Below are 13,117 nucleotides of genomic sequence, written 5' to 3'. Positions count from 1 at the left end.
AAATTGAAAAACTATAAAAAGTATTATTACTTCTTTTCTTTACTTATTATTTGTGCAGTTTCCTCTTCTAATTCCTCCTTTTCTCTTTTCTTTTTATTCAACGTTCCTAAGATTATTTCCGCTCTTCTTTTGCCGATCCCGCTTATATCTGTTAATTCTTCAAATGTGGCGTTCATTAACTCTTGAAGGTTTTTAAAGCTCTCCACAACTTTTTTTACCGCAGAAGTTGGTAACTTAGTAGAATAAAGGATTCTATAACCTCGTGATGTTAAAGCTGTTTCTTCCAAATCATCTTCAGATGAAACATCAATATAACCTAAAGTTCTTGCTATTTTGAAGGGATCTACTAAGTCGTTAAAGTCTAATTCTTTGAATATGCTTGTGGCATCTTCGGCTCGTTGATACTTTAAGTTTTCTGAACTGTAATCCATTATAACAGCGCCAACATACTTCGGAACTGTCCTTAAGATTTCTTCGTATTCTAATTTTGCACTTCCAGCGATTTCTCCCAATTCTAATAAATATTTTTCAGCTCTTTGTACAATTTTTATCGTTAATAAACCTTTGGAAAGTATCTCAACAACGTCAGAGAGACTTACATTTCCCCTTGTCTCTTCGATGTTCAGATAGTCTAGAAGGTTCATAAAGCTTTGTCTGTATCTTTGAGCAATGGTAATTTCTTGATTTAATCGAGCGAATAAAACATTTTCAGGAAGAAGTTCGTATTTCATTTTATTATAATACACTGAAACAATATTTCTTCTTTTAGAAACGGCAACTGTTAAATCTCCCGTTTGAATAGACACTTTTTCAGCAGTTTTGTGTCTCATGCCGGTTTCCGAACTAGGGATGTTTTTATCGGGATTAAGTTGTGTGTTCGCTGCAAGAATTTGAGTTCCATCACTATTTAAAACAATAGCTCCATCCATTTTTGAGAGTTCATAAATTTTTTCCGGTAAAAAATCTGCATCAAGTCTAAAACCCAACTGTATTAGTCCTTCTTTAAGATGCTTTTCAGGTTGTGAACAAAAAAACAACAAAGCTCCCAAGTTTGCTTCCATTATTCTGTCTATACCTTTTCTAATAGGCTTCCCCGGAGCCAACAATTCAAAAATTCTTTCTAATTTTTCGTTCAAAATTTCATCCCCCTTTTTTAAACAATTTTATCAAATCTTTTACACTTTCTGCAACTAAAATAGAATTTTTTCTAGGGGAAAGATTTTTTGGAATAACTATATTATTAAAACCAATTTTCTGTGAAAGCTCCAATCTTTTTTCTAAAAGAGGAATACCTCTTATTCTTCCATCTAAACCTATTTCTCCAAAGGCTATTGTCGAAGAAGAAAGTGGAGTATCGAATATAGAAGAGATTAAAGATAAAGCAATGGCAACATCCATTGAACTGTCATTTATCCTTAGTCCTCCTGCACTGCTGACAAATATATCTTTACTTTCCAAAGGAAGTTTCAATTTCTTGGAAAGTACTGCAATTATCATTAAAAGCCTATCTAAAGGAATACCTGAAGTAACCCTTCTGGGGGACCCATATACCGGGTTGCTTACTAAAGCCTGTATTTCTATAGGGAGCAATTTTTGACCAACTTTCACTATGGTTAAAGTGTTTCCTGACTCATTTGAATAATCAGACAAGAAAAAAGAATTTATATTATCAATTGGTTTTAAACCTTTTTGGGTTATTTCAAATAAAACAACTTCGTCTGTAGGGCCATAACGATTTTTGGTTACTTTCAAAAGTCTTAGTCCAGATCCGCCTTCCAATTCCATTTGAAGAACACAATCTACCATATGTTCTAACACCTTAGGACCGGCAATAGCTCCTTCTTTGTTTACATGCCCCACGAGGACTATAGGAATATTCTTTTTCTTAGCGTATTCCACCATCTTTCTAGTACTTTCCCTAACCTGGAGAATACTACCAGGTGAAGAATCAATACTGTCTATTTTTAAGGTCTGAACAGAATCTATAAAAATAACAGAAGGTGTCATGTTAGACTTTTCTATAGCATTAAGTATAACGTCCACATTATTTTCAAATATTAATCCTATATTTTTATTTTTTATTTCTAGCCGATTAAATCTTTGAATAACTTGTTCTGTGGACTCTTCACCTGAAACGTAGAATATGAATCCTTCGGCTGCCTGGATAGACTTTGCGATTTGTGCCAAAAAGGTGCTTTTTCCAATACCAGGATCTCCACTCAGCAAGTAAACAGCACCTTCCACCAGCCCACCGTTTAATACATTATCAATTTCTAGAAAATTGGTTGGGATTTTTTTTGCTGGAGGAAGCTCTTCATCAAGAAAGACTATATCGGGAACTTTAAGGTTTCCAGTATTAATAGTAATATCCGCGGTATTATATTCTACCGCGGACTCTAATTCATTACACATAGGACATTTTGCGAACCATTTATCCGATTCATAACCACAATTACTACATACATAATGTCTTTCAGATTTTCTCAACTATTGACCACTTTCTTTTCAATTGTTTTTTTGCTTTTCGGACTTCTTCTGAAAGAAAGATTTTCTTTACCTTTTTGATGAGTTACTAATATTTTGTCTCCCTCTTCATATTTTCCTTTTAATAACTCTTCAGACAAAGGATCTTCGATATACCTTTGTATGGCTCTCTTTAACGGTCTTGCTCCAAAAACAGCATCATATCCTTTTTCCAGTAAGAAATCAATAGTGCTTTCTTTAACAGATAATACAAGATTTCTTTCTTCTAATCTACTTTTCAGGTCGCTTAGTTGAATGGATATAATATCTTTAAGTTGATTTTTCGTAAGCGGGTGAAATACAATAACATCATCTAATCTGTTTATAAATTCAGGTTTGAACGCTTTCTTCACGGCAGACATTACTTCCTGTTTGATATCTTTGTATTCGCTTTCTACCGTGCCTTCTTCCACAAAACCCAAGTTTCTTTTAGTTTTGTTAATCTGTTCAGAACCAAGGTTAGAGGTCATAATAATTATTGTGTTTCTAAAGTCAACCGTTCTTCCTTGAGAATCTGTCAATCTTCCTTCATCCATTATTTGCAACAGAATATTGAATACATCTACATGTGCTTTTTCAATTTCGTCCAGTAAAATTACTGAATAAGGCCTTCTTCTTACAATTTCAGTCAATTGCCCACCTTCGTCGTAACCGACATATCCTGGAGGGGCACCCACAAGTCTTGAGACGCTGAATTTTTCCATGTATTCACTCATATCAATTCTCACTAAGTGCGTTTCGTTTCCAAAGAGATAAGCTGCCAAAGTTTTTGCTAGTTCAGTTTTTCCAACACCAGTTGGTCCTAAAAACATAAATACGCCTGTGGGCCTTCTTGGATCTTTTAATCCACTTCGTGCCCTTCTTATAGCTTTTGCAACTGATTTTATAGCTTCATTCTGCCCTACTACTCGCTCGTGTAATACCGCTTCTAAATTCAATAATTTCTCCATCTCTTCTGTACGTAGCTGTCTTAAAGGAATACCGGTCCAATTGGATATTATTTCTGCTATATTCTCTTCATTTATTTGAATTATTCTATTTTCAGCTTCAGTTCTCCATTTCGAGTATTCTTCTTCGTATTTTTCTTTCATGTTTTTTATCTTTTCTTCAATGTTTTCTTTAATATTGGAATCATTTCTTTTACTTTCAAAATCTGCAATCTTTTCAGACTGAATTTTTAGTTTATGTGGAAGTGTTAGAGCTCTTAAACGTGCTTTAGCTCCAGCTTCATCAATAACATCTATTGCTTTATCTGGCAGGTGTCTATCTGTAATATACCTTACCGAGAGTTGAACAGCTGATTGAATTGCAGCTTGGTTATATTTGACTTTGTGATGTTCCTCGTATTTGAATTTGATTCCAGATAATATATTTATAGTCTCTTCGATAGTTGGTTCAGTTACATATATCTTTTGGAATCGTCTTTCAAGAGCAGAATCCTTTTCGATGAATTTTCTGTACTCATTCGCTGTGGTGGAGCCTATTACCGTAATTTCTCCATTTGCTAAAGCCGGTTTTAAGACATTGGCAGCGTCCATGGAAGAACCTTCAGCCGCACCAGCCTCTACAATCATATGCAATTCATCGATAAAAAGAATAATATCTTCAGTCTTTTGTAATATCTGCATCAATTTTTTCATTCGTTTCTCAAATTCTCCACGATATTTTGTTCCCGCTACTATCGAGGTAATATCCAAGGAAAAAATACTTTTATTTTTTAGTATTTCTGGCACTTGGCCTTCAACAATTCTTTGAGCCAAACCTTCGACTATAGCGCTTTTTCCTACACCTGCCTCCCCTATCAAAACAGGATTGTTCTTTTTTCGTCTTGCCAATATTTCCATTATTCGATTTATTTCTATTTCCCTTCCGATTATAGGATCCAATTTATGATTCTCGGCTTGTGCGGTTAAATCAGTTCCATATTCTTCGAGTTGTTTAAGTGCATTTTGTTTTTGACGTTTTCTTTCCTCTAACTCTTCGGTTTTAGCAATCTCCATTTTTCCGGTTGATCTGCCTTTTATCATCATATCTGTTAATTCTTTTCTCATCAAAGTTAGATTTATTCCGGAACGTTTCAATATATGAGAAGCTATCCCCTCTGCTTCTCTACAGATACCTAAAAGAAGATGTTCGGCATCTATCTTATTGAAACCCATAAGCTCAGATTCATCATATGCCAACTCTAATATTCTTTTTGCTCTGGGAGTTGGTTGTGGAGAACCTATTATTCCCTGTGTGGAATTCGTACCAACAACATTTATTATTTCCATCTTAATAGAATTATAGTACAAATTAAATTCCTCAAATACGGTATCTAAATGACCTCCTCCAACTTTTAACAGCCCCAATAAAATGTGTTCTGTTCCAACATAGGGATGTCCCATCTGTTTTGCTTCATTTTGAGCCTCAATAAAAACTTTTGCGGCTCTTTCTGTGAAATTATCAAACATGTCTAATCTCCTCCTTCACCGTACACCTAAGCAACAGAAACTACCACTAAGTTCGCGTCGCTCTATCTTTTTTTATATTGAAATATCATTACATGCCGTTTTTTATATTCTCATTTCGTTATTATTTTACCATTAATATTGTTAAAAACAAAATATGTAAAGATAAATTCTTTGTTATTGTATTTTTTGATTACGGGAGGCTATCATGTTAAAGTACAATTTAATATATTTTTAACTTAAAATCCATTGACAACGTTTTTTTGGTTTGATATAATCAACTTCAGTTGGTAAATAACTGGTTGCCGATGTAGCTCAACTGGCAGAGCGGCTGACTTGTAATCAGCAGGTTGGGGGTTCAAGTCCCTTCATCGGCTCCACAGCTTCTTTTTTTTGATTTTAAGGTGAGGTGCCCGAGTGGCCAAAGGGGGCGGACTGTAAATCCGCTGGCAGACTGCCTTCGAAGGTTCGAATCCTTCCCTCACCACCATTTTATATTTTAATTTATTTTAGAGAGAGGTGATTACATTGGCAGCTAAGACTCAAATTATAAAGTTTTCTTTGAAATGTACAGAATGTAATAATAGAAATTACTATAAAAAGAAAAATAGGAATTACAAAGAAAAAATTGAACTAAAAAAATACTGTCCTTATTGTAGGAAACATACTCTTCATGTGGAAGCAAAAATTTAAGTGTATATACTTTTTATAATGGGAGTGTTTAGAAATGTCTAAATTTTGGATTTTTTTAACTTCCGTTTGGCAAGAGGCAAAGAAAATCAATTGGCCTACGAGAAAAGAGTTGTTGAATTCTACATTGGTTGTGTTGATTGTTATAGCAATTTTTACTGTATATCTCTTTGCTATAGATTTTGGACTTTTGCAACTGTTCTCTTGGTTGGTTTATCCTGTTTTCTTAAGAGGAAGTGGAGTACCTTCTAGATAATTTTTTGATTTGAGATACATAAAATTTGTTAAATGAGACGTGGTGAGAATAATATAAGATGCGAAAAGAATGGTATGTCCTGCAAGTTTATTCTGGAATGGAAAATAAAGTCAAAGAAACTCTCGAAGAGAGGATGAAGAATTTAGGGTATGAAAAGTATTTTGGAAAAATAATAATACCTGAAGTTGATGAACTGAATTATAGTAATAGAAGAGTACAGAAAATCTATATTGAAAAAGAAGCTCAGATATTTGTTAAAAAAGGTAAGGATGTAAAGAAGGGAGATATTTTAGCAAGAGAGCCAGAAATATTTGCAAAAACAACGGGAAAGATGGTAGATATAAAAAATTTCAGAAAAATCTTAGTTGAGACAGAAGGGAAAAAGTATTCAAAGACTTTTCTAATACCAGAAAGTGCTGGTTTATTAGCCGGATTAAAGGCTGGAAAAAAAGTACGATCAGAGACTCCATTTACTAAAAACCTTGAGTATAAGAGTGATGTTGATGGAGAAATTGTCTCTGTTGAAAAAATTAAAAGAGTAGTTATTGAAAATGAATCGAAAGAAAACGATATCTATTTATTGCCTCGAGAAACCTTTATTCATGAGAAATTTAAAGTGGGAAGTAAAGTACAAATAGGCGATAAATTATGTGAGCCTAAAGAGTACAAAGCAAAATTTTCGGGAAGGATCGATATTAGAGAGACTCCTTTTCACAAGGAGATAAAGATTATAAAAACAAAAAAGAAAAATTTATTTCCAGGTTATGTTTTTGTTGAAACGATGTATACAAAAGAAACTGAAGAATTGGTTAACAATTTACCTTATGTATCTACTATTTTAAACATAGGTGGGAAGCCCGTAAAATTGAATAAAAATGAGGTAAGGGCTGTTCTTAGATTAATGGGTGAAGAAGCTTATCAAAAAAGGCAAGTTAAAGAGATTAGAACCGATTTCGAAGTAGGAGAGCATGTCAAGATTATAAATGGTCCTTTTGAATATTTTACAGGTAAAATTAAAGATTATGATTTGGAAAAACAAGAAGTGCAAGTTGTAGTAACTATGTTTGGACGTGAAACTACAGTGACACTATCTTTAGGAGAAATTGAAAAGATCATTGATTAAACAAAATGTGGGAGGGATTTTCCCAATTTACCACAAGGAGGTTAAGAGTTTATGGCAAAAAAGCTTTTGAGGGTTGTAAAATTACAATTGGAAGCCGGCAAAGCGACACCTGCTCCACCTGTAGGGCCAGCACTGGGGCAATATGGTGTAAATTTGATGGAATTTTGTAAGAAGTTCAACGCAGCAACTGCGGATCAGGCAGGAACATTGTTGCCGGTAGAAATATCTGTTTTTGAAGATAGGTCTTTTACGTTTATAGTAAAAACTCCTCCCGCTTCTTTTTTGGTAAAAAAAGCCGCAGGTCTTAAATCCGCTGCTAAGGAACCAGGCAAAGAAGTTGTTGCCAAAATTAAGAGGAAACAGCTTCGTGAGATTGCTGAAATTAAGATGAAAGATCTGAACGCTAAGGATTTAGATGCAGCAACAAAGATTATTGCGGGAACCGCTAGAAGTATGGGAATAGAAATTGAAGATTAAGAAGGGAGGAGAGGTATATGCCAAAACATGGGAAAAAGTATAGAGAAGTGGCAAAACTTGTTGACAAAAAGAAAAATTACAGTATTGAAGAAGCCTTGGATTTAGTTAAAAAGACTTCGTACACAAAATTTGATGGTACGGTGGAGTTACATATTCTTTTGGGAATAGATCCTAAAAAGGGAGATCAAAACGTTAGAGGTACGATTTCTTTGCCCAAAGGGACGGGTAAAAATGTAAAAGTTTTAGTTTTTGCAGAAGGAGAAAAGGCCGAGCAGGCTAAGCAAGCAGGTGCTGATTTTGTTGGTTCGGATGACCTAATAGATAAAATAAACAATGAAGGCTGGACTGATTTTGATGTAGCAATTGCTTCTCCTGAAGTAATGAGAAAGATAGGAAGACTTGGTAAAGTATTAGGTCCACGAGGTCTTATGCCTTCTCCAAAAGCAGGAACAGTAACCGATGACGTGGCGCAAGCGGTTAAAGAGTTTAAAGCTGGTAAGGTGGAAGTTAGAAATGACAGAACAGGAAACATACACATCCCTATAGGGAAGGTTTCTTTCGATAAAATGGATTTACAAGAAAATTTAATTTCTGCTCTTGAACAATTAATGAAGATGAAACCTGAAAATTCAAAGGGGAAATTTATTAGAAAAGCTGCGATCGCTGCAACAATGGGACCAGGGATCAATATCGATTTAAGTACATTATCTTTAACATCCGTTGCCTAACTTTAAGGAATTTTAATCTAATTAAAATAATAGATGGCGTGCCAAAGAAAGTAGGTCTTTAATTGGTTAAAGAGGTGAAATCTCACCTACCGAGGTACGCGGAAAAAGGAATAAGTTTTGTTTCTTTTAGCCGCTACTCGTTGCGGTTTTTTTATTTAAGGAGGTGTTATCTTTTGTTAACTAAAGAACGCAAAAAGTTTTTAATAGACAACTTTATTCATGCCTTGGAGTCCTCTCCTGCTATTTTGTTTGTTGATTTTACCGGGATGTCAGTGACAGAGACTAACGAGTTCAGATTAGAGCTATATAAAAACTTTGGAAAGGATGTTGTCTATACCGTCTATCGAACTTCTTTATTAAAGATGGCTGTTAAGTTAGCAGATAAGAAATTGGAAGAATTTGAAAAATTTTTTGAAGGAAGTACGGGGGTTATACAAGCTGAGGGAGCAGACCCCATTGAAGTGTTAAAAGCAGTAAAGAAATTTTCCAATTCTCACAATAATAAACCTTTTATTAAAGGTGGGGTTTTGGAAGGAAAGATTTTTGATTCACTTCAAGCTGAAGAGTATGCAAAACTACCGTCGAAGCAAGAACTTTACGCCACTGTTGTTAGATCTCTTAATAATCCTATTTCTGGTTTGGTAAATGCTTTATCTGATAATTTGAGGAAATTAGTAATCGTGTTTAACGCTATTAAGGAAAAAAAATAAGTTTGGAGGTGTAGGAAAATGACAAAAGAGGAACTTATAAACGAAATTAAAAACATGACCGTAGGAGAACTAGCTGAATTAGTAAAAGCGCTCGAAGATGAATTTGGAGTTTCTGCAGCAGCCCCTGTAATGGCAGCTGCACCAGGTGCAGCAGGCGTTTCTCCAGTGCAACAGGAAGCAGAAAAAACAGATTTTGATGTTGTTTTGAAAAGTTTCGGAGACAAAAAGATTGGCGTAATAAAAGTAGTAAGAGAAATCACAAATCTAGGTCTTAAAGAAGCTAAAGATCTTGTTGAAAAAGCTGGAACTCCTGATGCAGTAATAAAAGAAGGTGCTCCAAAAGAAGAAGCAGAAGAAATAAAGAAAAAACTTGAAGAAGCAGGAGCCGAAGTAGAACTAAAATAAGTCGAATTCGAAATTAAGTTGAAGTCTTTTTTTAACCTCTTCTTCAAGAAAAAAAGTTATAATTGTGTTCGCATTGGACTTTTTGTCTAATGCGATTTTTCTCTTGTTTTTAATCGATTTTATTTTGACTAAATACCGAGGTGGTTCCTTTGAATACGGTTGTAAGAAAAGTAGGGAAGAGAGAAAGAAAGTTTTTTGGTAAAGTTCTTGAGAATTCAGAAATTTACGAGGATTTAGTAAAAATTCAAAAAGACTCTTTCAAAGATTTTTTAAATAACAAGATTATGGAAAGCGTAAAAAGATATATGCCTATAAAGATACCTGTTAAAACAAGTGGAAAGAAAAAAAAAGAATTTTTGATTGATTTTGTAGATGTGAAGTTTGAAGACCCTTCTTTTAGTGAGAGTGAAAGTAGGGACAAAGGATTGACTTATGCGGGAAAGGCTTATTTAAAAGTTAGAATAACTGATTCAGCAACCGGTGAAATTATAGAAAAAGACGACATATTTTTGTGTAACATACCTTATATGACTGATAGAGGTATATTTGTTGTTAATGGAGCAGAAAGGGTAATAGTTAACCAACTCGTTAGATCACCAGGGTTGTATTTTATAAAAGAAGAAGAGACAGATACCTCTAAAGAAATGTTTATAGCCCATTTTTTACCCATTAAAGGTGCTTGGTTGGAGTTGCTTTACAACCCCAATCCAGGTAAAGAGGTTCTTCAAGTAAGAATAGACAGAAAAAGAAAATTCAATTTTTTTCTTTTTTTAAGGGCATTGGGATACGAGAATGATTTGGATATATTACGTTTATTCCCAAAAGAAATCGATTTAGAAGACGAAGTTGATATGTCTAATTATAGTAATTGTACTGTATTGTCTGATTTATCGTTCCAAGAATTAGATAATATGGATCCTCCAAGAAAAACGATATACGGTATGAAATTACATGAAGTCTTGGAATTGTTGAAAAAATATGAAATTAAGACTGTAACAGTAGCACATTTAGTTGCAGAAATAACACTGGAAAAGATGAAAAAAAGATACGAAAAAGAAGAAAATTTAACTTCTATGGAAGCTTACAAAGAAATTTTTTCGAAATTAAAACCCGCCGAAATTCCTAGAGCTCAAAAGGCTAAAGAAGAAATAGAAGATATGTACTTCAATCCTGATAAATTTGATTTTTCACAGATTGGAAGACAGAAAATTCAGGTAAAATTGAGAAAACCTTATATTGATTATCTCCGAGAGGTTGAAAAAAAAGATATTTCTGAAGATATTGAAGATAAGATAAAATATCCTGTTAAAACGTTTGCTGTTGACAAGTTAGACATTATCTTGGCTGCAAGGTATTTGTTGCATCTAAAAGAAAATGTTGAAGGGCTTGACACAAGAGATCACTTGGGTAACAAAAGAGTGAGATCAGTTGGAGAACTAATGCAAATTGAATTTGAAAGAGCTTTTTCTAAAATGATTCAGCATGCTCCTGAAAAAGTTGCTGGTGTTCAATCGATTGATAAAATAAGTCCTCAATCCCTGATAAATTCCAGATCAATAATGACTGCCTTTCACCAATTCTTTGCATCTAGTCAATTATCGCAATTCTTAGATCAAGTGAATCCTTTAGCTGAGCTAACTCATAAGAGAAGGCTATCAGCAATAGGTCCTGGAGGTTTAAAAAGAGAACATGCTAAATTTGAAGTAAGGGATGTCCACCATTCTCATTATGGGAGGATGTGTCCTATCGAGACCCCTGAAGGTGCGAATATTGGTTTAATCACTTCTATGGCAATTTTAGCTAAAGTTGATGAGTTTGGATTTTTGAAAACTCCTTATTACAGAGTAAAGCATGCAAAAGTAGATTTAAACAATATAGTATATTTGAGTGCTGACGAAGAAGAACTTTATAGAATTGCCCCTGCTTCTGCAGAAATTGGTGAAGATGGTTCTTTAGTAGAAGAGTACATTGAAGCTAGATATTTAGGAAAAGTGAGTTTGTTCCATAAAGATGAGATTGAATATATATCAGTCACCCCAAAACAGATCGCCTCTGTATCAGCTGCTCTTATTCCATTTTTAGAACACGATGATGCGAACAGAGCTTTAATGGGGTCAAATATGCAAAGGCAGGCCGTTCCTCTTCTTAGACCTCAAGCTCCTTTTGTTGGTACAGGAGTAGAATGGTTAGCAGCGAGAGACTCAGGCTATTTGATTATGGCAAAACATAAAGGTATTGTTGATTATGTAGATGGAAGAAAAATCGTAATCACTAGATTGGATGAAGAGAATAACATCTTAAAAGATTCAAAGGGTGAACCTTTGAAAGATGAATATGCTTTATTAAAATATGTCAGATCGAATCAAGACACGTGTATAAACCAAGTTCCTATCGTTAATGTTGGAGATATAGTAGAAAAAGGAGAACCCATAGCTGATGGCCCGTCCATGGATATGGGAGAGTTGGCTCTTGGGCGCAATGTTTTCGTTGGGTTTCTTCCATGGGAAGGATACAACTTTGAAGACGCAATAGTGGTAAGTCAAGAATTGTTAGAAAACGATACTTTTACATCGATACACATAGAAGTTTTTGAAACGAAAGCTATGGATACTCAATTAGGGCCAGAAGAAATAACTGCAGATATTCCAAATGTAAAAAAAGAACTTTTAAGGAATTTGGATGAAGAAGGGATAGTTAAAATTGGTTCTTACGTGTCTTCTGGAGATATCCTCGTAGGAAAAGTGACGCCTAGGGGGGAATCAGACACTACTCCTGAAGAAAAACTCATTAAATCAGTATTCGGTGATAAAGGTAGAGACATTAAAGATACATCTTTAACGGTCCCTCACGGAATAGAGGGAAGGGTTATAGACGTTCAGATCTTTGACCGGAAAGATATTCCTTCTTTGGAAATTGGTGTAAATAAATATGTCAAAGTTTTCATAGCAACAAAAAAGACACTACAAGTTGGAGATAAATTAGCGGGTAGGCATGGAAACAAAGGCGTTATTTCTACCATTTTGAATAAAGAAGATATGCCATTTCTACCAGATGGTACTCCTTTGCAAATGTTACTTTCACCTTTGGGAGTTCCTTCAAGGATGAATATTGGTCAAGTTTTGGAACTTCATTTAGGGTGGCTTTCGATGTTAACAAACGACTACTACGCCACACCTATTTTTGATGGCGCAACTGAATCTGAAATCATGGATGAGTTATGCAAAGTAAGGAAAGAACAGGATTTATATTTGGGCGATGACCCCGATCATCCTAACGGTAAAATTGTCCTTAGAGATGGTAGAACAGGTGAGCCATTTGATTTTCCTGTGGCGGTAGGTTCCATGTATATGTTAAAATTATCCCATATAGCAAAAGATAAAATTCATGCAAGATCAACCGGTCCATATTCTTTAATTCACCAACAACCATTAGGTGGTAAAGCTCATTTTGGTGGACAAAGATTTGGAGAGATGGAGGTATGGGCTCTAGAGGCTCATGGAGCTGCTCACACCCTAAACGAAATGTTAACTTATAAATCCGATGATATTAAAGGTAGGAATGAAGTTTACAAAGCGATATTAAAGGGAGAAAATCTTCCCGAACCAGGGATTCCTGAAAGTTTTAAAGTTTTAATAAAAGAATTGCAAGGCTTGATGTTAGATATTAAGCTTTACGATGAAGATGGAAATGAGTTAGATGTTGATAGACTCTAATTAATAACTTGAATCTAAGTTTCAACGTTGACGGTGAGTATA

11 protein-coding genes, 2 tRNA genes and 1 other annotated feature are annotated in these 13,117 nt (G+C 34.6%); of the genes, 10 read left to right on the top strand and 3 right to left on the bottom strand.

Features of this window, described 5'->3' with window-relative positions; translation table 11 throughout:
* Positions 1-26: 26 nt before the first annotated feature.
* The 3 genes from disA to AA80_RS02310 are packed head-to-tail and all read right to left on the bottom strand — an operon-like array spanning position 27 to position 4,976.
* Positions 27-1,136, bottom strand: coding sequence for a DNA integrity scanning diadenylate cyclase DisA (gene disA / locus AA80_RS02320; protein WP_103876230.1), 1,110 nt, complete (start codon positions 1,134-1,136; stop codon positions 27-29).
* A gap of 4 nt (positions 1,137-1,140) precedes the next feature.
* Complete coding sequence (radA, locus tag AA80_RS02315) at positions 1,141-2,487, bottom strand: DNA repair protein RadA (protein ID WP_103876229.1); 1,347 nt, start codon at positions 2,485-2,487, stop codon at positions 1,141-1,143.
* A complete protein-coding gene (locus AA80_RS02310; protein WP_103876228.1) occupies positions 2,484-4,976 on the bottom strand; it encodes an ATP-dependent Clp protease ATP-binding subunit in 2,493 nt (830 codons plus the stop codon). The genes radA and AA80_RS02310 overlap by 4 nt, the downstream gene beginning before the upstream one ends.
* Positions 4,977-5,277: 301 nt before the next feature.
* Between AA80_RS02310 and AA80_RS02305 the strand changes: the two genes are divergently transcribed.
* The 10 genes from AA80_RS02305 to rpoB all read left to right on the top strand — a co-directional run bounded on the left by AA80_RS02305 (position 5,278) and on the right by rpoB (position 13,075).
* Positions 5,278-5,353, top strand: a tRNA-Thr gene (locus AA80_RS02305).
* A gap of 23 nt (positions 5,354-5,376) precedes the next feature.
* A tRNA-Tyr gene (locus AA80_RS02300) sits at positions 5,377-5,463 on the top strand.
* A gap of 38 nt (positions 5,464-5,501) precedes the next feature.
* A complete protein-coding gene (rpmG, locus tag AA80_RS02295) occupies positions 5,502-5,666 on the top strand; it encodes a 50S ribosomal protein L33 (RefSeq protein ID WP_103876227.1) in 165 nt (54 codons plus the stop codon).
* 34 nt (positions 5,667-5,700) lie between these two features.
* Complete coding sequence (gene secE / locus AA80_RS02290; RefSeq protein ID WP_103876226.1) at positions 5,701-5,919, top strand: preprotein translocase subunit SecE; 219 nt, start codon at positions 5,701-5,703, stop codon at positions 5,917-5,919.
* 58 nt (positions 5,920-5,977) lie between these two features.
* Positions 5,978-7,042 carry a transcription termination/antitermination NusG family protein gene (locus AA80_RS02285; RefSeq protein WP_103876225.1) on the top strand — a complete coding sequence of 355 codons (1,065 nt, stop codon included), beginning with the start codon at positions 5,978-5,980 and terminating at the stop codon, positions 7,040-7,042.
* Between the two features lie 51 nt (positions 7,043-7,093).
* Positions 7,094-7,519, top strand: coding sequence for a 50S ribosomal protein L11 (gene rplK / locus AA80_RS02280; RefSeq protein WP_103876224.1), 426 nt, complete (start codon positions 7,094-7,096; stop codon positions 7,517-7,519).
* 17 nt (positions 7,520-7,536) lie between these two features.
* The gene (rplA, locus tag AA80_RS02275; protein WP_103876223.1) at positions 7,537-8,247 is read left to right on the top strand and encodes a 50S ribosomal protein L1; all 711 of its coding nucleotides are present in this window, start codon (positions 7,537-7,539) and stop codon (positions 8,245-8,247) included.
* Positions 8,248-8,270: 23 nt separating this feature from the next.
* Positions 8,271-8,408, top strand: a sequence feature (ribosomal protein L10 leader region).
* 12 nt (positions 8,409-8,420) lie between these two features.
* Positions 8,421-8,957, top strand: a complete 537-nt coding sequence (gene rplJ, locus AA80_RS02270; RefSeq protein WP_103876222.1) for a 50S ribosomal protein L10 — start codon at positions 8,421-8,423, stop codon at positions 8,955-8,957.
* An 18-nt stretch (positions 8,958-8,975) separates the two neighbouring features.
* Entirely contained in the window at positions 8,976-9,362 is a 387-nt protein-coding gene (rplL, locus tag AA80_RS02265) for a 50S ribosomal protein L7/L12 (protein WP_103876221.1), read from the top strand.
* Positions 9,363-9,511: 149 nt separating this feature from the next.
* Positions 9,512-13,075 (top strand): DNA-directed RNA polymerase subunit beta, encoded by a 3,564-nt coding sequence (gene rpoB, locus AA80_RS02260; RefSeq protein WP_103876220.1) that lies wholly within the window; start codon positions 9,512-9,514, stop codon positions 13,073-13,075.
* Positions 13,076-13,117 lie beyond the last annotated feature (42 nt).

Source organism: Petrotoga sibirica DSM 13575 (assembly GCF_002924625.1).
Taxonomy (GTDB): domain Bacteria; phylum Thermotogota; class Thermotogae; order Petrotogales; family Petrotogaceae; genus Petrotoga; species Petrotoga sibirica.
The sequence above is the reverse complement of the archived record's forward strand: the minus strand, read 5'-3'. Positions and strand labels throughout refer to the sequence as shown.